This window comes from Enterobacter cloacae complex sp. P13B, from assembly GCF_014895915.1.
Lineage (GTDB): Bacteria > Pseudomonadota > Gammaproteobacteria > Enterobacterales > Enterobacteriaceae > Enterobacter > Enterobacter bugandensis.
Genome location: NZ_JADBQN010000001.1, coordinates 29,852 through 50,632, shown reverse-complemented (window position 1 = coordinate 50,632; position 20,781 = coordinate 29,852). Strand labels below are relative to the sequence as shown.

At 56.6% G+C, this 20,781-nt stretch carries 18 protein-coding genes; 2 read left to right on the top strand and 16 right to left on the bottom strand.

Annotated elements, in window-relative coordinates; all coding sequences use genetic code 11:
* Positions 1–21: 21 nt before the first annotated feature.
* Entirely contained in the window at positions 22–1,938 is a 1,917-nt protein-coding gene (mngA, locus tag IM273_RS00210; RefSeq protein ID WP_069733572.1) for a PTS 2-O-a-mannosyl-D-glycerate transporter subunit IIABC, read from the bottom strand.
* A 171-nt stretch (positions 1,939–2,109) separates the two neighbouring features.
* Here mngA and IM273_RS00205 point away from each other — a divergent pair, with 171 nt between their 5' ends.
* The gene (locus tag IM273_RS00205; protein ID WP_193051183.1) at positions 2,110–2,829 is read left to right on the top strand and encodes a GntR family transcriptional regulator; all 720 of its coding nucleotides are present in this window, start codon (positions 2,110–2,112) and stop codon (positions 2,827–2,829) included.
* Between the two features lie 83 nt (positions 2,830–2,912).
* On the opposite strand, the gene sucD is transcribed toward IM273_RS00205, so the two are convergent.
* The 8 genes from sucD to sdhC all read right to left on the bottom strand — a co-directional run bounded on the left by sucD (position 2,913) and on the right by sdhC (position 12,553).
* The gene (sucD, locus tag IM273_RS00200) at positions 2,913–3,782 is read right to left on the bottom strand and encodes a succinate--CoA ligase subunit alpha (protein ID WP_008501094.1); all 870 of its coding nucleotides are present in this window, start codon (positions 3,780–3,782) and stop codon (positions 2,913–2,915) included.
* Positions 3,782–4,948: an ADP-forming succinate--CoA ligase subunit beta gene (gene sucC, locus IM273_RS00195; RefSeq protein WP_006809579.1), complete on the bottom strand. Its 1,167-nt coding sequence runs from the start codon at positions 4,946–4,948 to the stop codon at positions 3,782–3,784. The genes sucD and sucC overlap by 1 nt, the downstream gene beginning before the upstream one ends.
* A gap of 95 nt (positions 4,949–5,043) precedes the next feature.
* Positions 5,044–6,264, bottom strand: coding sequence for a 2-oxoglutarate dehydrogenase complex dihydrolipoyllysine-residue succinyltransferase (gene odhB / locus IM273_RS00190; protein WP_008501093.1), 1,221 nt, complete (start codon positions 6,262–6,264; stop codon positions 5,044–5,046).
* Between the two features lie 14 nt (positions 6,265–6,278).
* On the bottom strand, positions 6,279–9,086 hold the full coding sequence (gene sucA / locus IM273_RS00185) for a 2-oxoglutarate dehydrogenase E1 component (protein WP_045261080.1): 2,808 nt from the start codon (positions 9,084–9,086) through the stop codon (positions 6,279–6,281).
* A 223-nt stretch (positions 9,087–9,309) separates the two neighbouring features.
* On the bottom strand, positions 9,310–10,026 hold the full coding sequence (sdhB, locus tag IM273_RS00180; protein WP_008501090.1) for a succinate dehydrogenase iron-sulfur subunit SdhB: 717 nt from the start codon (positions 10,024–10,026) through the stop codon (positions 9,310–9,312).
* Positions 10,027–10,041: 15 nt separating this feature from the next.
* Positions 10,042–11,808 carry a succinate dehydrogenase flavoprotein subunit gene (gene sdhA / locus IM273_RS00175; RefSeq protein WP_041910764.1) on the bottom strand — a complete coding sequence of 589 codons (1,767 nt, stop codon included), beginning with the start codon at positions 11,806–11,808 and terminating at the stop codon, positions 10,042–10,044.
* The gene (gene sdhD, locus IM273_RS00170; RefSeq protein ID WP_003858621.1) at positions 11,808–12,155 is read right to left on the bottom strand and encodes a succinate dehydrogenase membrane anchor subunit; all 348 of its coding nucleotides are present in this window, start codon (positions 12,153–12,155) and stop codon (positions 11,808–11,810) included. The genes sdhA and sdhD overlap by 1 nt, the downstream gene beginning before the upstream one ends.
* A complete protein-coding gene (gene sdhC, locus IM273_RS00165) occupies positions 12,149–12,553 on the bottom strand; it encodes a succinate dehydrogenase cytochrome b556 subunit (protein ID WP_026080740.1) in 405 nt (134 codons plus the stop codon). Before sdhC ends, sdhD begins: the two co-directional genes overlap by 7 nt.
* A 638-nt stretch (positions 12,554–13,191) precedes the next feature.
* Between sdhC and IM273_RS00160 the strand changes: the two genes are divergently transcribed.
* Positions 13,192–14,475 carry a citrate synthase gene (locus tag IM273_RS00160; protein WP_028012378.1) on the top strand — a complete coding sequence of 428 codons (1,284 nt, stop codon included), beginning with the start codon at positions 13,192–13,194 and terminating at the stop codon, positions 14,473–14,475.
* 107 nt (positions 14,476–14,582) lie between these two features.
* Here IM273_RS00160 and nei read toward each other — a convergent pair whose 3' ends face one another.
* The 7 genes from nei to IM273_RS00125 form a co-directional block, all read right to left on the bottom strand.
* A complete protein-coding gene (nei, locus tag IM273_RS00155; RefSeq protein WP_193051181.1) occupies positions 14,583–15,374 on the bottom strand; it encodes an endonuclease VIII in 792 nt (263 codons plus the stop codon).
* A gap of 18 nt (positions 15,375–15,392) precedes the next feature.
* Positions 15,393–16,133, bottom strand: a complete 741-nt coding sequence (gene pxpA, locus IM273_RS00150; protein ID WP_193051179.1) for a 5-oxoprolinase subunit PxpA — start codon at positions 16,131–16,133, stop codon at positions 15,393–15,395.
* Entirely contained in the window at positions 16,120–17,052 is a 933-nt protein-coding gene (pxpC, locus tag IM273_RS00145) for a 5-oxoprolinase subunit PxpC (protein WP_193051177.1), read from the bottom strand. Before pxpC ends, pxpA begins: the two co-directional genes overlap by 14 nt.
* Positions 17,046–17,702, bottom strand: a complete 657-nt coding sequence (pxpB, locus tag IM273_RS00140; protein WP_063942827.1) for a 5-oxoprolinase subunit PxpB — start codon at positions 17,700–17,702, stop codon at positions 17,046–17,048. Before pxpB ends, pxpC begins: the two co-directional genes overlap by 7 nt.
* Before the next feature lie 14 nt (positions 17,703–17,716).
* Positions 17,717–18,460 (bottom strand): type 2 GTP cyclohydrolase I, encoded by a 744-nt coding sequence (locus IM273_RS00135; RefSeq protein WP_193051189.1) that lies wholly within the window; start codon positions 18,458–18,460, stop codon positions 17,717–17,719.
* 10 nt (positions 18,461–18,470) lie between these two features.
* Positions 18,471–19,883: a deoxyribodipyrimidine photo-lyase gene (phrB, locus tag IM273_RS00130; RefSeq protein WP_193051175.1), complete on the bottom strand. Its 1,413-nt coding sequence runs from the start codon at positions 19,881–19,883 to the stop codon at positions 18,471–18,473.
* Between the two features lie 598 nt (positions 19,884–20,481).
* On the bottom strand, positions 20,482–20,688 hold the full coding sequence (locus tag IM273_RS00125; protein WP_014069366.1) for a YbfA family protein: 207 nt from the start codon (positions 20,686–20,688) through the stop codon (positions 20,482–20,484).
* Between the last annotated feature and the right edge of the window lie 93 nt (positions 20,689–20,781).

Below are 20,781 nucleotides of genomic sequence, written 5' to 3'. Positions count from 1 at the left end.
CGTTTCCTGTTTTGTGAGTTTTTACGGTATGGCGTCTTCTGTGAGGTACTTGCCCTTTTTTACCGCCTGACGTCGCCAGAGCAGCAGAACAAACGTGGAGACAGCGGTCCCCGCCAGCGCCGCGCCAAACCAGCCCGCCGCCGCAACCACACCGCCCAACCCGGCATCGTGAAGTAAAAAGAGAGAGAAAATCCCGGCCCCCGGGGTAGACAAACCGATTCCCATCGCACCGACAGCCGCGCCTGTTACCATGGAGCCGAGCACAAATGAGCCAATGACGCGAAGCGGATCTTCAATCGCCATCGGGATCGCCCCTTCGGTAATGCCCGCCAGGCCGAGCAGCCACGTTGATTTACCGGTTTCAATTTCAAACGGTTTAAACAGCTTCGGCGCCAGCATCGTCGACGCCGTGACGGTGAAGGCTGAGACCATTTTGACGGAGGCAAAGATTGCGTAAGGACCATAAACGCCGTTCGCCATCGCCCCCAGGCAAAACGCGTAAGAGGCTTTGTTGACCGGGCCACCCAAATCGAATGAGCACATAAACCCGAGGATTGCCCCCAGAAGCAGCGCATTCGCGCCGGAGAGACCGTTAAGCCAGACGGTGAGCGTGTTATTGAGCCAGGCCACCGGTTCGCCAATCACAAACAGCATCAGGCTGCCCGCGCCGAGCACGCCAATCACCGGATAGAGATAAAAGGTCAGAAAGCCGTTGTAGCGGCTACTGAGCCGGATGTGGTTTTTCACCCAGCGCATCAGATAGCCCGCGATCAGCCCACCGACAATAGCGCCAAGAAAACCGGAGCCGATCATATTGGCAGCAAGACCGGCCGCAAAGCCCGGCGTCAGCGCAGGTTTATCCGCCAGCGAATACGCGGTATAGGCCGCCAGAACAGGTACCATCAGAATGCCGAGCATGCCACCGCCAAGCTTGCGGTACATCCACAGCCACGAGTTTTCCTGGTCAAACAGGTGCTGCAGACCCAGGATTTGCGCCAGCAGTACCGACACGGCCAGCACCGTACCGCCAGCGACGATCAGCGGCACCGCAAAAGAGATACCGCTGAGAAGTGCCTGCTTGAGTTCAGTTTTAACGCTCTTTTTCGTTTCGGTATCGACATGCGCAGGACGCGCATCGGATGCAGGCTGCAGCGCCAGCGCGCGCTCAATCAGCGCTTCAGCATGGCGCAGAGGCTCCGCGACGGGCACGGAGATAGCGGGGATCCCCTGAAAACGCTCGCTCTCTTTGATCGCCACTTCTGCGGCAAAAATGCACGCTTTGGCCTCACGAAGCTGCTGCGCGGTGATGCGCCCCTCAATGCCGTTCGCCCCCTGCTTTTCGACCACCACGTTGACGCCAAGCTTGCGTCCCGCTTTTTCCAGGTACTCTGCGGCCATATAGGTATGCGCGATCCCGGCCGGACAGGCGGTCACACAGACGATTGTCGGGGCATTCAGCGCGACGGCTGTCTCTTCCGTGTCAGGGGCAGCTTCAAGCGCAGCAAGCACGTCTTCCGCCGTGGTAGCAGCCATCACGCGCGCCCTGAGATCGTCATCCGCCAGGCGAGACGTCAGCTCCGTCAGCACCTGAATATGGGTCGAACCCGCTTCTGCTGGCGGAATGGCGAGCAGAAAAACCAGCTCAACCTCTTCCGGCCCGTCCACGCCTTCCCATGCAAGCGGTTCTCGCAGAGTTGCCACGGCAAAAGCCGCCTCCTTCACGACGGCTGATTTACCGTGAGGAACGGCCAGTCCTTCACCCAGCGCGGTCGGCCCAAGCGATTCCCGATGAAACACCTCCTCCAGAAACGCATCGGCATCAGCGATTTTGCCCAGCGCCACCAGCCGCGCCGTAAGCTGACGGATTGCCTCATCCCGGCGGGTAAACTGCGCCTGAACGCAAACAGCACGCGGATCGGTCAGAGTCGTCAGGTTCATAAAGATCCTCACCTATACAGAGTTATTGTCTGGGGAGGATTCTGGCAGACCTAATAATACATTTATGTGATCACTTTCACTAAAAGCCAAATTTGTATTTTAATTGTATTATTTACAAATCATCAGTTGAATGCATAATTCCCTGAAAAGGTATTAAGCAGGCGCGATATAATGGGCAACAAACCAATGTACCGGCAGATAGCCGATGCGTTCCGCGAGAAAATCAACGCCGGGGAATTAAAACCCGGAGACGCGCTGCCGACGGAGTCCAGTCTTCAGGAGGCGTTTCGCGTCAGCCGCGTCACCGTGCGGCAGGCCCTGAAACTGCTCGCCGATGAGCAGATCATCGAAAGTATTCAGGGCAGCGGCTCTTATGTAAAAAAAGAGGAGCGCGTCAATTACGATATTTATCAGCTCACCGGCTTTTACGAAAAGCTGGCGGATCGTCATGTCGATACGCACAGTGATGTCAAAATCTTTGAAGTGGTGAAAGCCGATGCGCGGCTGGCGGCAACATTAGCGGTTGGCTTGGAAGATAAGGTCTGGCACGTTAAGCGCGTGCGTTTCATCAAGCAGAAGCCGGTGAACCTGGAGGAGACATGGATGCCGCTGGCCATGTTTCCCGACCTCACCTGGGAAGTGATGGAGAATTCGAAATATCACTACGTTGAGCAGATCAAAAAACTAGTTATCGATCGCAGCGAGCAGGAGCTGATGCCGATCATGCCGTCAGAGGAGGCGATCGCCGCGCTGTCGCTCGATCCGGCAAAGCCGATCCTGGAAAAAGTCTCCCGCGGGTTCCTGAAGGACGGACGGGTGTTTGAATACAGCCGCAACGTGTTCAATACCGACGACTACAAGTTCACTCTCGTCGCCAGACGCAGGCAATAAAAAAGGCCGCTTTACAGCGGCCAACCATGTCGAAACGGACATTTTTATACTTCATCGCTCCCCATCCGGGGAGCAGAGAGGACTTACTTAATGATGGATTTCAGTGCTTCGCCGATATCCGCCAGGCTGCGAACGGTCTTCACGCCTGCGGCTTCCAGCGCAGCAAACTTCTCATCAGCCGTACCTTTACCACCGGCGATGATCGCGCCCGCGTGGCCCATACGCTTGCCTTTCGGCGCAGTCACACCCGCGATGTAGCCGACAACAGGCTTGGTTACGTGTTCTTTGATATAAGCAGCCGCTTCTTCTTCCGCGCTACCGCCGATCTCACCGATCATCACGATCGCTTCGGTCTGCGGATCTTCCTGGAACAGCTTCAGGATGTCGATGAAGTTAGATCCCGGGATTGGGTCACCGCCGATGCCCACGCAGGTGGACTGGCCGAAGCCGTAGTCGGTGGTCTGCTTAACCGCTTCATAGGTCAGGGTACCGGAACGGGAAACGATGCCCACTTTGCCCGGCTTGTGAATGTGGCCAGGCATGATGCCGATTTTGCATTCGCCCGGAGTGATCACGCCTGGGCAGTTCGGGCCGATCATGCGCACGCCTGCTTCGTCCAGCTTCACCTTCACGGTCAGCATATCCAGGGTCGGGATGCCTTCGGTGATAGTGATGATCAGCTTGATGCCTGCGTCGATCGCTTCCAGAATGGAGTCTTTGCAGAACGGTGCCGGAACGTAGATCACGGTCGCGGTTGCGCCCGTCGCTTCTACCGCTTCACGCACGGTGTTGAACACCGGCAGGCCGAGGTGCGTGGTGCCGCCTTTACCTGGCGTTACGCCGCCAACCATCTGCGTGCCGTAGGCAATCGCCTGTTCGGAGTGGAAAGTCCCCTGGCTACCGGTGAAGCCCTGGCAGATAACCTTGGTATCTTTATTAATTAAAACTGACATTATTTCCCCTCCACTGCGGCAACAACCTGCTGAGCTGCATCCGTCAGACTTTTCGCTGCAATAATATTCAGGCCGCTGTCAGCCAGTTTTTTCGCGCCGAGTTCAGCGTTGTTACCTTCCAGACGCACAACCACCGGAACGTTAACACCCACTTCTTCTACCGCACCGATGATGCCGTCTGCAATCAGGTCGCAACGGACGATGCCGCCGAAGATGTTAACCAGTACCGCTTTAACGTTGTCGTCAGAGAGGATGATTTTGAACGCTTCGGTTACGCGCTCTTTGGTTGCGCCACCGCCCACGTCGAGGAAGTTTGCCGGCTCACCGCCGTGCAGCTTAACGATGTCCATGGTGCCCATCGCCAGGCCCGCACCGTTAACCATGCAGCCGATGTTGCCATCCAGCGCCACGTAGTTCAGCTCCCACTGAGCAGCCTGTGCTTCACGCGGATCTTCCTGAGACTGGTCGCGCATTTCGCGCAGATCCGGCTGGCGGAACAGGGCATTGCCGTCAGCGCCCAGCTTGCCGTCGAGGCAGATCAGGTCGCCCTGGGTGGTGATCACCAGCGGGTTGATCTCGATCAGCGCCAGATCGCGCTCAAGGAAGATAGTCGCCAGGCCCATGAAGATCTTGGTGAACTGCTGAACCAGCTTGCCTTCCAGACCCAGCTTGAACGCCAGCTCGCGACCCTGATAAGGCATTGGACCCGCCAGCGGATCGATAGCCACTTTGTGGATCAGGTGCGGGGTCTCTTCCGCCACTTTTTCAATTTCCACGCCGCCTTCGGTAGACGCCATGAACACCACGCGACGGGAGCTACGGTCAACCACCGCGCCCAGGTACAGCTCTTTCGCGATGTCGGTCGCCGCTTCGACCAGGATCTGGTTGACCGGCTGGCCATTCGCATCTGTTTGGTAGGTCACCAGACGCTTGCCGAGCCAATGTTCAGCAAACGCACGAATCTCTTCTTTGCTCTTAACAACCTTCACACCGCCCGCTTTACCACGGCCACCAGCGTGAACCTGACATTTAACTACCCACGGGCCGGAACCGATTTTAGATGCGGCTTCTTCTGCTTCACGCGGGGTAGTACAGGCATAACCCACCGGAGCCGGTAAGCCATACCGGGCAAACAGCTGTTTGGCCTGATATTCATGTAAGTTCATGTGTTCTATCCATCCTTCAGGGTAATCGTTATCTTCAAACCTGTAGACCGGCGCAGCGTGTGCCGGTCCACGGGGCAGGTGATGCTAAATCGTTACTAGACGTCCAGCAGCAGACGCGTTGGATCTTCCAGCAGCTCTTTAATAGCTACCAGGAAGCCCACGGACTCGCGGCCGTCGATCAGGCGGTGATCGTAAGAGAGCGCCAGGTACATCATCGGCAGGATCTCAACTTTACCGTCAACCGCCATCGGGCGATCTTTAATGGCATGCATACCCAGGATCGCGCTCTGCGGCGGGTTAATGATCGGGGTAGACATCAGCGAGCCGAATACGCCGCCGTTGGTAATGGTGAAGTTACCGCCGGTCAGATCGTCTACGGTCAGCTTGCCGTCGCGGCCTTTCACGGCCAGCTCTTTAATGTTCTTCTCGATGTCAGCCATACCCAGGGTATCCACATCACGCAGAACCGGGGTCACCAGGCCGCGTGGGGTAGAAACCGCCATGCTGACGTCGAAGTAGTTGTGGTAAACCACGTCATCGCCATCGATAGACGCGTTCACTTCCGGGTAGCGTTTCAGCGCTTCAACCACCGCCTTCACGTAGAAGGACATAAAGCCCAGACGGATACCGTGACGTTTTTCAAACGCGTCACCGTACTGCTTACGCAGATCCATGATTGGCTTCATGTTCACTTCGTTGAAGGTGGTCAGCATCGCGGTGGAGTTTTTCGCTTCCAGCAGACGCTCGGCCACGCGCTTGCGCAGGCGGGTCATTGGCACGCGTTTTTCGCTGCGGGCACCCAGCGCAGGCTGAGCTGCCGGAGCTGCCGCAGGGGCTTTCGCTTCTGCCTGAGCAGGCGCTTTCGCCAGGTGCTTGTCAATGTCTTCGCGGGTCAGACGACCGCCCACACCGGTGCCTTTGATGGCTGCCGGGTCAAGGCTGTGTTCAGCCAGCAGGCGACGGATCGCCGGGCTGAGGGCGTCGTTAGACTGTTCTTCCAGAGAAGCCTGCTGGCGCTGAGCCGGCGTAGAAGCTTTCTCTTCAGACTTCGCGCTGGACTCTTTGCCCGCGCTGTTGCCTTCACGCAGGCGCCCCAGGATCTGACGAGAGGTGACGGTGGTGCCTTCATCTTCCAGCACCGCGTCCAGAACGCCATCCGCCGAAGCCGGTACTTCCAGTACCACTTTGTCAGTTTCGATTTCTACCAGCACTTCATCGCGCTTAACGGCATCGCCTGGTTTTTTGTGCCAGGTAGCGACGGTCGCATCTGCTACGGATTCAGGCAGGTCGGGAACAAGAATATCTACGCTACTCATTATGTATCCTTTAATTAATCGACGTTCAGCGCGTCATTGACCAGATCTTGTTGCTGCTTCTGGTGAACGGACATATACCCTACCGCCGGAGAGGCGGAGGCCGGGCGACCTGCATAGCGCAGGGCTGACCCAAATGGAATCACTTCACGGAAATGATGCTGGCTGCAGTACCATGCGCCCTGGTTGAGCGGCTCTTCCTGGCACCAGACAAAATCATGTACGTGAGCGTACTGTTTCAGCACTTCCTGCATCGCCTGATGCGGGAACGGATAAAGCTGTTCGATACGCACGATGGCGACATCTTTCTGATCGTTCTTGCGGCGCTGTTCCAGCAGGTCGTAATAAACCTTACCAGAACACATTACGACACGCTTAACGGCCTGCGGATCCAGCTCGTCAATTTCACCGATGGCCGGCAGGAAGGTACCGTTCGCCAGCTCTTCCAGGCTGGAGACCGCCAGCGGATGACGCAGCAGGGATTTCGGCGACATCACCACCAGCGGACGGCGCATACCGCGCAGCGCCTGACGACGCAGCATGTGGTACACCTGAGCCGGGGTGGACGGCACGCAGACCTGCATGTTCTGCTCGGCGCAGAGCTGCAGATAACGTTCCAGACGCGCGGAGGAGTGCTCCGGACCCTGGCCTTCATAACCGTGCGGCAGGAGCATCACCAGGCCACACATGCGGCCCCACTTCTGCTCGCCGGAGGAGATGAACTGGTCGATAACGACCTGCGCACCGTTGGCGAAGTCACCGAACTGCGCTTCCCAGATGGTCAGGGTGCGCGGTTCCGCCGTGGCGTAGCCGTATTCGAATGCCAGGACCGCTTCTTCAGACAGCACGGAGTCCCAGACCTTGAACTGGCCCTGACCGTTATGCACGTGCTGCAGCGGAGTGTAGGTTGAACCGTTAGACTGGTTGTGAACCACTGCGTGACGGTGGAAGAAGGTCCCACGGCCCGCATCTTCACCGGACAGACGAACAGGGATCCCTTCGTCAACCAGCGTTGCGTAGGCCAGCGTTTCCGCCCCGCCCCAGTCGAACAGCTTCTCGCCTGCCGCCATGGACTGACGGTCGGCGTAGATTTTCGCCACGCGAGACTGCATCTCGATAGCGTCCGGCACGGTGCTGATGCGTTTAGCCAGCTCCTGCAGGCGCTTCATCTCAACCTTGTTCGGGTAGCTCTCATCCCACTCGTGGTTGAGGTACGGCGACCAGGTAAAGGAGTGCATGTTCATCGGACGCAGCTCTTTCACCACGCATTCACCCGCGTCCAGCGCGTCGCGGTAGAGGTTGACCATTTCGGTCGCATCTTCCAGCGTCGCCACCTTGTCGCTTTCCAGCTTGTCAGCATAGATTTTGCGCGGGGTCGGGTGTTTTTTGATTTTCTGGTACATCAGCGGCTGGGTTGCACTTGGCTCATCCGCTTCGTTGTGGCCGTGACGGCGGTAGCAGAAGAGGTCAATGAACACATCGCGCTTAAAGGTATTACGGAAGTCCAGCGCCAGACGGGTCACGAAAGCCACGGCTTCCGGGTCATCCGCATTAACGTGGAAGATCGGCGCCTGGACCATCTTACCGATGTCGGTGCAGTACGGGGTAGAACGGGCATCCAGCGGGTTAGAGGTGGTGAAGCCCACCTGATTGTTGATCACGATGCGAACGGTACCGCCCACTTCATAACCACGCGCTTTCGACATGTTCAGGGTTTCCTGAACCACGCCCTGCCCTGTGACCGCCGCATCACCGTGGATGGTGATTGGCAGCACTTTATTGCTGCTCGGCTCGTCCAGACGATCCAGACGCGCGCGCACGGAACCGATAACCACCGGGCTGACGATTTCCAGGTGTGACGGGTTAAACGCCAGCGCCAGGTGAACCAGACCGCCTTCGGTTTCGATATCTGACGAGAAGCCCATGTGGTACTTCACGTCGCCGGTGCCGAGGTGTTCTTTATGTTTTCCCGCGAATTCGTCGAACAGGTCCTGCGGTTTTTTACCCAGCACGTTGACCAGCACGTTCAGACGACCACGGTGCGCCATGCCGAGCACCACTTCACGGGTGCCGCTCTTGCCTGCGTGGCGAATCAGCTCTTTCAGCATCGGCACCAGCGCGTCGCCGCCTTCCAGCGAGAAGCGTTTTGCGCCCGGGAACTTCGCGCCCAGATAGCGCTCAAGCCCTTCCGCTGCGGTCAGTTCACTGAGGAAGCGTTTCTTCTCGTCGGCCGAGAAGGTCGCGTGGCCCGCTACGGATTCGATGCGCTGCTGGATCCAGCGTTTCTCTTCGGTAGAGGTAATGTGCATATATTCCGCGCCGATGGAGCCGCAGTAGGTTTGCTTGAGCGCGTCAATCAGATCGCCCAGCTTCATCGTGTCTTTGCCGATGGCAAAGGAACCTACGTTAAAGCTTTCCTGGAAATCGGCCTCGGTCAGATCGTGATACGCCGGATCGAGATCGGCCACACGTTCCTGCTGCCACAGTCCCAGCGGATCGAGATTCGCATGCTGGTGACCGCGGAAGCGATAAGCGTTGATAAGCTGCAGGACTTTAACCTGCTTCGCATTGGTGTCAGGGTCGGAAATCGCAGAAGAGTAACGTGAGGCATCCTTCGCCAGACGACGGAAATAATCACGTGTTTTGGAATGGAATTGATCCGGTTTGACCCCTGTACCAGGCAACTGCTGGAACATGGAACGCCAGTTTGCGTCCACTGAGTCAGGATCGGTTAAGAAGTCTTCATAGAGCTGTTCTATCCAGCTCTGGTTGGCACCAGAGAGGTAAGAAGAGTCCAGCCAGGCTTTCATTGCGCCGTTCTGCATCGTGATCCCTTAAGCATTTTTATGCTTACTTTCGCCGTAGAAACTACCACGCACACCGCGTGTACGTGCCGGGGTTCACCTGCGAGCTCTTTTCATTTGGCCCGCGAAGGAACCTTTAGAAACTGTCTAGACTTCAGGGCAGTTTTTAAAGGTTTCTGCAATTTATTCCCTCTCCCTTTGGGAGAGGGTTAGGGTGAGAGGAACAGCGCTCCCCTCTCACTACTTACGCACTGCGCTGCAGCAGCATCGACTTAATATGGCCGATGGCGCGCGTCGGGTTCAGCCCCTTCGGACACACACTGACGCAGTTCATGATGCTATGGCAGCGGAATACGCTGAAAGCGTCACTTAATCCTTCCAGACGGCTGTCGGTTTCGGTGTCGCGGCTGTCGATCAGGAAGCGATAGGCAGCCAGCAGACCCGCAGGGCCGATAAACTTGTCCGGGTTCCACCAGAACGACGGGCAGGACGTTGAACAGCATGCGCAGAGAATACACTCGTACAGACCATCGAGTTTTTCACGCTGCTCAGGAGACTGTAAGTGCTCACGAGCGGGTGGATTTTGCCCATTATTCAATAAGTAAGGCTTAATCTTCTCATATTGTGCATAGAATTGCCCCATGTCTACCACCAAATCACGCACGACCGGCAGGCCTGGCAGAGGACGGATAACAATTTTTTGACCAGGACGCTGCAGCGCTGAAATTGGCGTGATGCAGGCCAGGCCGTTTTTGCCGTTCATGTTCACACCGTCAGAGCCACATACCCCTTCACGGCAGGAGCGGCGGAACGACAGCGTAGGATCTTTCTCTTTCAGCTGGATTAAGGCATCCAGCAGCATCATGTCACGACCTTCTTCCGCTTCGAGGGTGTAGTCCTGCATGCGCGGAGCGTCATCAACATCCGGGTTATAACGATAAACTGAGAATTCGAGTTTCATTATCCTGTCTCCGCATTAGTAAGTACGAATCTTCGGCGGGAACGCCGGACGCAGTTTCGGTTCCATGTTGACGTTACGACGCGTCATGGTTTCCGACTCTGGCAGATACAGGGAATGGCACAGCCAGTTTTCATCGTCACGATCCGGGAAGTCGAAGCGGCTATGGGCGCCACGGCTTTCGGTACGGAAGTTTGCCGACATGGCGGTTGCGAATGCGGTTTCCATCAGGTTATCCAGCTCCAGGCACTCAACGCGCTGGGTGTTGAACTCGCTGGAGGTGTCGTCCAGACGGGCATTTTTCAGACGCTCGCGGATCGCCTTCAACTGCTCAAGGCCTTTGGCCATCGCATCGCCTTCGCGGAATACCGAGAAGTTGTGCTGCATGCACTCCTGCAGCGCTTTACGAATTTCCACCGGATCTTCGCCGTTACGGTTACCGTTCCAGCGGTTGAGGCGTTCAAGAGAGGCGTCGATTTCGTCGTCGGTTGCATCACGCAGCGCGCCCTGCTCGGCAATGGACTCCTGCAGATGCAGACCCACCGCACGACCAAATACCACCAGGTCCAGCAGCGAGTTGCCGCCCAGACGGTTGGCGCCGTGTACGGATACGCAGGCGATTTCGCCTACCGCGAACAGGCCAGGAATGACCACGTCTTCGCCCTGCTCGTTCACGGTCAGCGCCTGACCGGTCACTTTGGTCGGAATACCGCCCATCATATAGTGGCAGGTTGGGATAACCGGGATCGGCTCTTTCACCGGATCGACGTGCGCGAAGGTACGGGACAGTTCCAGGATGCCCGGCAGACGGGATTCCAGCACTTCTTTACCCAGATGGTCGAGCTTCAGCTTCGCGTGTGGACCCCATGGGCCATCGCAGCCGCGGCCTTCACGGATTTCGATCATGATGGAACGCGCCACCACGTCACGACCCGCCAGGTCTTTCGCATTCGGGGCATAACGCTCCATGAAGCGCTCGCCGTGTTTGTTCAGCAGGTAGCCACCTTCACCGCGGCAGCCTTCGGTGACCAGCACGCCCGCACCGGCGATACCGGTTGGGTGGAACTGCCACATCTCCATGTCCTGCACCGGTACGCCGGCGCGAATAGCCATACCGACGCCGTCACCGGTGTTGATGTGGGCGTTGGTGGTGGATTGGTAAATACGGCCTGCACCGCCGGTCGCCAGCACGGTCGCGCGGGCTTTGAAGTAAACCACTTCACCGGTTTCGATGCACAGCGCGGTACAGCCAACAATTGCGCCATCGGCGTTTTTCACCAGATCCAGCGCATACCACTCGGAGAAGATGGTGGTATGGTTTTTCAGGTTCTGCTGATACAGGGTGTGCAGCAGCGCGTGACCAGTACGGTCAGCCGCCGCCGCGGTGCGTGCCGCCTGCTCGCCGCCGAAGTTTTTCGACTGGCCGCCAAACGGACGCTGATAGATGGTGCCATTTTCCAGACGGGAGAACGGCAGACCCATGTGATCCAGCTCCAGAATCGCTTCCGGGCCGGTTTTACACATATATTCGATGGCATCCTGGTCGCCGATGTAATCGGAACCTTTTACCGTGTCGTACATGTGCCATTCCCAGTTATCTTCATGGGAGTTACCCAGCGCAACGGTAATACCGCCCTGCGCGGACACAGTGTGGGAACGGGTCGGGAATACTTTAGAGAGCAGCGCACAGGTCTGGCCGCTCTGGGAAATTTGCAGTGCGGCGCGCATACCTGCGCCACCCGCACCAATCACAACAGCATCAAATTCTCTGACTGGCAGTTTCATTACACACCCCACACCACAACAAATCCATAAATGACGTAAACCAGCAGCGCAACAACAATAATCAGTTGCAGCGGAAGGCGAATCGCCAGCGGTTTAACGTAATCGGTCAACACCTGCCACATGCCGATCCAGGCATGGATAAGGATGGAGAACAGGGCCAGCAGGGTGAACACTTTGGTGAAGGCCGATCCGAAGAAACCACTCCAGATTTCCCACGTCAGCGTGCCGCTGGTCGCGAAGAAACCGATCATATAGATGATGTAAAGCGTGAGGACGATGGCGGTAGCGCGGACCAGAATGAAGTCATGTACGCCGTTGCGTCCTAATGCGGAGGCGTTGCTTACCATACGAGAACTCCTGCGAGAAGTGAAAGCACGACAGTGATCACAAATGAAATGTTCGCGGTACGTTTCCCGGCCTCGAACGTCTCTTCCAGATAGCCAAAGTCCATCAGCATGTGGCGTACGCCGCCAACAACGTGATAGGCCAGCGCGGTGAGAATGCCCCACATGATAAATTTCACGAAGAAGCTATTCATGATGGCCGAGGCCTGGAGGAATCCTTCAGGGGAAGAGAGGCTGGTGCCCAGTAACCACAGCAAAATACCGACCGCCACAAACGTAATCACACCAGAAACACGGTGCAGAATGGACGCTATTGCTGTTACGGGGAACCGGATCGTTTTGAGATCCAGATTGACAGGTCTTTGTTTTTTCACATTTCTTATCATGAATAACGCCCACATGCTGTTCTTATTGTTTCCTTCCTCCGGACTGCGATGCGGGTCAAGCAGCGTTCCTTTTCTATAACTGCGCGTCATGCAAAACATTGCTTCCAAATGCTAAAACGACACGTTACAACGCTGGGTGGCTCGGGATTGCAGGGTGTTCCGGAGACCTGGCGGCAGTATAGGCCGTTCACAAAATCATTACAATTAACCTACATACAGTTTGTTGGGTTTTCTCTGGAACAGTGATCAGGGTCACGATAACAACATCTTTTTAATTTTTAATCATCTGATTTGACAAATGTTAAACAATATTGTTACAAACGTCATCAGAAAAGGCATATAATGCGCAAAAGTTATGAGGTCTCTCTTTCACCTGACAAATAGTTATGTAACAGTGTGATGGTATTGACCGAAGTTATCAGGACAGTTATTAGTGATATACAGGTTTGAATAATTCGGACTGCAAAAACGCTGATTTGCTGTTGTTTCACTGATATTTCATTCGTTTACCTGCAAGGCGCCATAGCTCTGTACCCTGGTTACTCCTCGTGAGCTGAGCGGTAAGCCAAATAACAATCTGGTAACGGTGATTAACAGCTGAAGGCAAATCCGGTAAAAGCAGTCTTAAGCATAAGGCGCTAAGGAGACCGTAAATGGCTGATACAAAGGCAAAACTCACCCTAAATGGTGATGATGCTATTGAACTGGATGTGCTAAAAGGCACGCTCGGTCAGGATGTTATTGATATCCGTACGCTGGGTTCCAAAGGAGTATTTACCTTTGACCCTGGATTTACCTCTACCGCATCTTGCGAATCCAAAATCACCTACATTGACGGTGACGAAGGTATCCTGCTCCATCGCGGCTTCCCCATCGATCAGTTAGCCACCGAATCCAACTACCTGGAAGTGTGCTACATCCTGCTGAACGGCGAAAAGCCGACGCAGGCACAGTACGATGAATTCAAAACCACCGTCACCCGTCACACCATGATCCATGAGCAGATTACCCGTCTGTTCCATGCGTTCCGTCGTGACTCTCACCCAATGGCGGTGATGTGCGGGATTACCGGTGCGCTGGCGGCGTTCTACCACGACTCACTTGACGTGAATAACCCGCGTCACCGTGATATCGCGGCGTTCCGCCTGCTGTCCAAAATGCCGACCATGGCGGCGATGTGCTACAAATACTCCATCGGCCAGCCGTTTGTGTACCCACGTAACGACCTCTCCTACGCCGGCAACTTCCTGCGCATGATGTTCTCCACGCCGTGCGAAGAGTATGAAGTAAATCCGGTGCTGGAACGCGCGATGGACCGTATTTTGATCCTGCACGCTGACCACGAGCAGAACGCCTCTACCTCTACTGTCCGTACCGCAGGCTCTTCAGGCGCGAACCCGTTCGCCTGTATCGCTGCGGGCATCGCCTCCCTGTGGGGACCGGCGCACGGCGGCGCGAACGAAGCGGCGCTGAAGATGCTGGAAGAGATCAGCACCGTTGAGCACATTCCAGAGTTCGTGCGTCGTGCGAAAGACAAGAATGACTCCTTCCGCCTGATGGGCTTCGGTCATCGTGTTTACAAAAACTACGACCCGCGCGCAACCGTTATGCGTGAGACCTGCCACGAAGTGCTGAAAGAGCTGGGCACCAAAGACGATCTGCTGGAAGTGGCGATGGAGCTGGAACACATCGCGCTGAACGACCCGTACTTCATCGAGAAGAAACTCTACCCGAACGTCGATTTCTACTCTGGCATTATTCTGAAAGCGATGGGCATTCCGTCTTCCATGTTCACCGTGATCTTCGCCATGGCGCGTACCGTGGGCTGGATTGCGCACTGGAACGAAATGCACAGCGAAGGCATGAAAATCGCTCGTCCTCGTCAGCTGTACACCGGCTACGAGCAGCGTGATTTTAAGTCTGACCTGAAGCGCTAAAAAACGTTGGGTGCGGCCTGATGCCCTCCCCCACAGGGAGAGGGTGAAAACATTAAAAACGGCAACTTTCGTTGCCGTTTTGCTTTTACCTCCGCCACCCGGCTTTTTTACATCTGGCACCGAGGGCACCAGTAAAACGGTCTGGAAGAGATCGTAGCCTTCTCAATCAACCCACCACAACGCTCGCACTTTTTCCCCGCCCGATGGAATACCTTAAAGCGGAACAGTGCCCCATGATGTTTGTTCTCATCCACCAGGCCGCGCGTGTTGTACGACAGCCGCGGAATGTCCAGCAGCGCGTGCGACAGCGCGTCCAGCTGTTCCTCGCTAAGCTGAGAGGCCTTGCGCTGCGGCGCCAGCCCCACTTGCCAAAGGATTTCCACCCGCAGATAGTTGCCTAATCCCGCAAGAAAAGCCTGATCGAGCAACAATCCGGAAAACTGGCGGTTGCGGAATTTGGGCGATAACAGTCGGGCCTTCACATCGCTCGCCGTCAGGCGCATGTCCAGCACATCCGGCCCGACGCGCTGTAAGAACGGATGCGTCAGCAGCTGCTCCGGCGTTAACATTTCGATATCAGAGGCACTGTAGAGCAGGATCGCCTTATCCGCCGTTTGTAACCGGACGCGCAGCACGCGCGTCGTTTGCGGCTGCTCGTCCGCATCGACGACGCGCCACACACCGTAGAGCTGGTTATGGCTATATAACGTCAGGTTATGGGAAAAATGCGTGAGCAACGCTTTGCCGCGCGTTTCAATATGGGTCACCGTCTGTCCCACCAGCTCTGTTTCAAACGGCTTAAGTTGAGGAAAGGCAAACCAGACATCGGTCAGGGGTTTGCCCTTTATCGCCGCCTCCAGGCTATCCGCCGCGCGGCGGATCTCCGGACCTTCAGGCATGTCATTGTCCTTTTATAATCAATCTGCGCTGACGAGAATGCCCTCTTCAGAGAACGCCGCCCGCAGGCGTCGCGCAAACTGGAGCGCATGCTCCCCGTCGCCGTGTAAACACACCGTATCGGCCTGAACATTTGCGGATGTTCCATCCACGGCGGTCACCCGCCCGAAGCGCACCATCGCCAGCGTCTGCGCCAGCGCTTTATTTTCGTCAGTGATCAGCGCACCGGCCTGCGTGCGCGGCACCAGGCTGCCGTCCGGCATGTATCCCCGATCGGCAAAGACTTCCTGCCGCGTCGTCAGCCCCAGCCGTTCTCCGGCACGAATAAGCTCGCTACCCGCCAGGCCAACCAGAATCAGCTGCGGATTGCAGTCCCGCACCGCGCGGGCAATCGCCTCCGCCAGCGCCGGATCTTTCGCTGCCTGGTTATAGAGCATGCCGTGCGGTTTGACGTGACGCAGCACGCCATGCTCAGCGCGCACTATCGCCTCCAGCGCGCCGATCTGGTAGAGCACCTGAGCGTAGACCGTCTCAGGGGGCAGATCCATCGCCGTACGGCCAAAGTTGTCCCGGTCCGGGAAGCTCGGGTGAGCGCCAATCGCCACGCCGTTTTTAATGGCATTACGCACGCTCTCCAGCATGGTTTGCGCATCGCCCGCGTGAAAACCGCAGGCGATGTTGACCGAGGAGACCAGGGTCATCAGTTCCGCATCGGCGCTGCTGCCCTCCCCCAGATCGGCGTTTAAATCAATCTTTAGCATCAAGCCTCCACGCCAGCTGTTCGAGATAGCGCTGCCGATCCTGCCGCGCCTTTAGCGCATCCTCCAGCGTACACTGCACGAAATGAATCGGCTGACCGAGGGGGATTTGCGCCAGATGGTAGCGATCCGCTTCAATAATGCAGGCAATACGCGGATAGCCGCCGGTAGTTTGCGCGTCGTTCATCAGTACGATGGGCTGCCCGTTGCCCGGCACCTGAATAACCCCCGGCAGCAGCCCGTGGGAAAGCAGCTCCCGGTCAGTCGTGCGGGTCAGCGGCTGCCCCTGAAGCCGGTAACCCATACGGTTACTCTGCGGGCTGATTTTCCACGGCGAACGCCAGAAAGACTCTTTCGAGGCTTCATCAAACTCCTGATATTCCGGTCCCGGCAAGGCGCGGATCACGTTCCCCCAGAGCAGCTGCTTCACGCCCTGCGTGGTGGTGAAATGGCGCGCTGATGGCTTAATCGCAAGACGATCGCCGTCGCGCAGCAGCCGTCCTTCATGGCCGCCCATTCCCGCTTTCTGGTCGGTGCTGGACGACCCCAACACCTCCGGCACGTCGATGCCCCCCGCCACGGCAAGATAGCTGCGCACGCCGTGCAGAGGACGCTTAAGCGTCAGACGCTGCCCGGCTTTCGCCCGCAATCGCCAGCCGGTCCACACCGCTTTGCCGTCCAGCGTCGCGTCACAGCCCGCGCCGGTTAAGGCGAACCAGGTCTCCTCACCAAATTCAATAACGCACTGACCCAGCGTAATTTCTAACGCCGCCGTGCTGCCCGCGTTGCCTACCAGCAGGTTGGCAATCTCCAGCGAAGGACGATCGAGCGCACCGCAGTAGCTCACGCCGGACTGGCGCATGCCAAAGCGTCCGGCATCCTGAACGGAGGTATAAAGCCCCGCGCGAATAAGCGTTAACATACCCCCTCCTTCTGCGGGATAAAGCGCAGGGTATCACCCGGACGCAGGAGTATTGGCGCGTCATGGCCGGGTTCAAATAACGGCGTGGATGTGTGCCCGATAAGCTGCCAGCCGCCCGGTGAAGTAAGCGGATAAATTCCGGTTTGTTCACCGCCAATCGCCACCGTTCCTGCGGGAACGCTCAGGCGCGGCTCAGCCCGACGCGGGGTATGCAGCCGGGGAGATAATCCGCCCAGATACGGAAAGCCCGGCTGAAAACCCAGAAACCAGACGACGTAATCCACCGAGCTGTGCAGCTCCACAACCTGCTTTGCTGTTAATCCACAGTGTTCGGCCACCACGCCAAGGTCAGGGCCACCTTTGCCGCCATAGACAACCGGGATCTCAATCGCCCGCGATTCTGGCTCCAGCGCCTCGCTCTCTTCCCACCAGCGCTGCAGACGCTCAATGGCATCCAGCGCCCCGGTGTGCGGATCGCGCAGCACCACGGTGATATTATTCATACCCGGAATAGCTTCAACCACGCCGGGTAGCTCGGGCAGTCGCTGAGCCAGGCGCCAGATACGCTTTTGCGTGGCAAGCGTCACGGGAGGCTCAAGCTCCAGAACTACCGCGGTTTCACCCAGAAGATAACAACGCGCTCGCTGCACTTAACTACCTCTCATCAGGCCGGATTAGGGATATCAATAAAGGTCACATCCAGATCGGTATTTTCCGTCAGCCACTCGGTGAGGGCGCGAATACCGCCGCGCTCGGTAGCGTGGTGGCCTGCCGCGTAAAAATGCAGCCCCTGCTCGCGGGCAGAGTGAACCGTCTGCTCGGAGACTTCGCCGGTAATAAACGCATCAACACCAAAGCGCGCGGCGCTGTCGATAAAGCCCTGGCCGCCGCCGGTGCACCACGCCACGCGCTTCACGGTATCCGGCCCGGTATCTCCGCACCACAGCGGACGACGCCCCAGCCGCGCTTCGATCCACGATGCCAGCTCCAGCCCCGGTACCGGCATCGACAGTTCGCCCCACGGCACCAGCGGCTCGATTTCACCCATCACGGTAATCCCCAACAGTTGCGCCAGCTGAACGTTATTTCCCAGTTCAGGATGCGCATCCAGCGGCAAATGGTAACCGTACAGGTTGATATCATTCGACAGCAGCGTTTTGAGGCGGTTGCGCTTCATGCCGCGGATAATCGGCGATTCGTTTTTCCAGAAGTAACCGTGATGGACAATCACCGCGTCGGCTTCCTGACGCACCGCCTCATCCAGCAGCGCCTGGCTTGCCGTCACGCCGGTGATGATTTTCTGCACCGTTTCGCGCCCTTCGACCTGCAGGCCATTCGGGCCATAGTCGCTAAAGGAGGCGGTATTAAGTTTTTCGTTAATCAGGCGTTCCAGTTCACTGTTTTTCATCATCATTCTCTCAAACTTTTCGTGCGGCTTCGTACGCCGCCAGCGTGGCGACGCGCGCCTGTTTATGGTCGACAATCGGGCGGGGATAATCGAGCTTTACGCCCTGTTTATCCGCCCATGCCCACGGGTCATGGATCGCTTTTTCAGGAACGTTCCTGAGCGCGGGCAACCAGCGGCGAATAAAGTCGCCGTTGGCATCAAATTTTTGCCCCTGAGTGGTCGGATTAAAAATCCTGAAATAGGGAGCCGCATCGGTGCCGGTAGAGGCCGCCCACTGCCAGCCACCGTTATTCGCTGCCAGATCGCCATCGATCAGCTGAGAAATAAAATAGCGCTCTCCGATTCGCCAGTCGATAAGCAGATCTTTCACCAGGAAGCTCGCGGTAATCATTCGCAGACGATTGTGCATCCACCCGGTTTCATTTAGCTGGCGCATAGCGGCGTCCACAATCGGATAGCCCGTCTCCCCTTTTTGCCAGGCCTGTAAAAGTACCTCATCGTGCTGCCATTTTACGCTGTCGGTCCACGGAATGAACGGACGATGCTTACAGAGATTGGGGTGGTACGTCATCAGATGGCGGTAGAATTCACGCCAGATAAGTTCGTTCAGCCACACCGAGCCCGCACCACCGTCCAGCGCCTGCGGCTGTTCGGCCAGAAGACGATGCAAACACTGGCGAGGAGAGAGCACGCCCAGCGCCAGGCAGGCCGATAACCGGCTTGTCCCTTCAATTGCCGGGAAATCCCTGCGCGCGTCGTATTCTCCCGCGCCCTGCTTGCAAAACTGGCGCAGCTTCGCAATAGCGGCCTTCTCACTGGCAGGGAACAGAAGTTCATCAAATGCCCGTTGGGGATAGTTGAACGTTAATTCGGGGAGATCGGTTATAGCCTCTCCTCTGGCGGCGGGCGCGGGTACGCACTCCGGCAGCGCCTCTTTCAGGCGCTTAACAAAAGCATTTTTAAACGGCGTAAACACTTTATACATTTCGTGACCGCCGGTCATAACGCTGCCCGGTGCCAGCATCACGCTGTCATCAAATCCCTCACATACCACCTCTCCCAGCATTTTCTCCAGCTGGCGGTCCCGTTGTTGTTCGTTCAGTTCGTACTGGTAGTTATAAAAAAGATGCGTGACGCCGTTCTGCTGGCATATCTCCTGCAGCATATGAAGCTGCGCGGTAAAATCGCTGACCTCTTTGTAGATCAGCGGAATGCCTTTCTCGGCAAGCGCGTGCTGCAGTTCGTTCAGGTGTGATTTGAGGTAAGCCGCCTGCCGCGGAGCCATATCATGCTGCTGCCACTGCTCAGGCGTGGCGATAAATAGCGCCAGTACGCTGGCGTCATCAGAGCGGCAGGCTGCCGCGAGAGCGATGTTGTCATGTACGCGCAAATCCGCGCGAAACCAAACCAGATGGGTGGGCATAAAACTCCAGGCTATTGTCCATTATGTCCATAAGGGCATGCCGTACAAGGAAAAAGCATGCATTGAACTACTTTGCCATGAAGTGTAGACGGGATGAAATAAAAAAGGCCGCCCGGGGCGGCCTTAACGCTACTTGTCCTGCGCTATCGTGGTTAAAGCGACAAACGCATTAGGTTCATCACTCTTTACAACGAGTACGCTGGCGACAATGAACGCGATGCATATATAGCGTTTCACTATGCGGTCCCTGCTGCTAACCGCTCCACCGTTCACCACCGGTGATAAGTCGGTGGACACAAGCCCGGGTAGGCGGGCTGCTTTACGGCTGAAAATACACCTTTCCCAGGACCGATGCCCATTTGCGAGATGGCGGAAAGGGACGCAGCATCATAATTACTATCCGCTGCAAAGGTAAGATACCCGAATAAAATTAGGAATTTATAAAGGCTTCGAGGGATTGCCATCTTCTTACAGAAGGGTATGATAAAAATCCCGGGTAGGGGCTGCAAGACCACCCAACGGACCGCGAATCCCGAGGGACAAAAAAACCGCCATATTGCTATTGGCGGTTTTTTTATAGCTACGCGTCAGCGTTGTATCAATAGAAATCGCAGGTCGCTTTCTCCGCCTGATCCATCCACACCGGCTTCTCGCTGGTTTTCGCCCAGACGCGGTGCAGATAGCTATAAAAACGCGCGCGATCTTTCCAGAACAGCATCACCGGCAGGGCCAGCACGCCAGCCACTACGGCGAAAGTGCGACGCATGAACACGATATGAGCCGGATACTCTTTATAAAGATCCATATTTTTCTCCCCTGTAGTTGGCCGGAAACCTTCTCCGGAAAATGTGAAATCTGTGACCTGGATAAAATAATATCGCTTTGCGTGTAATTTTAC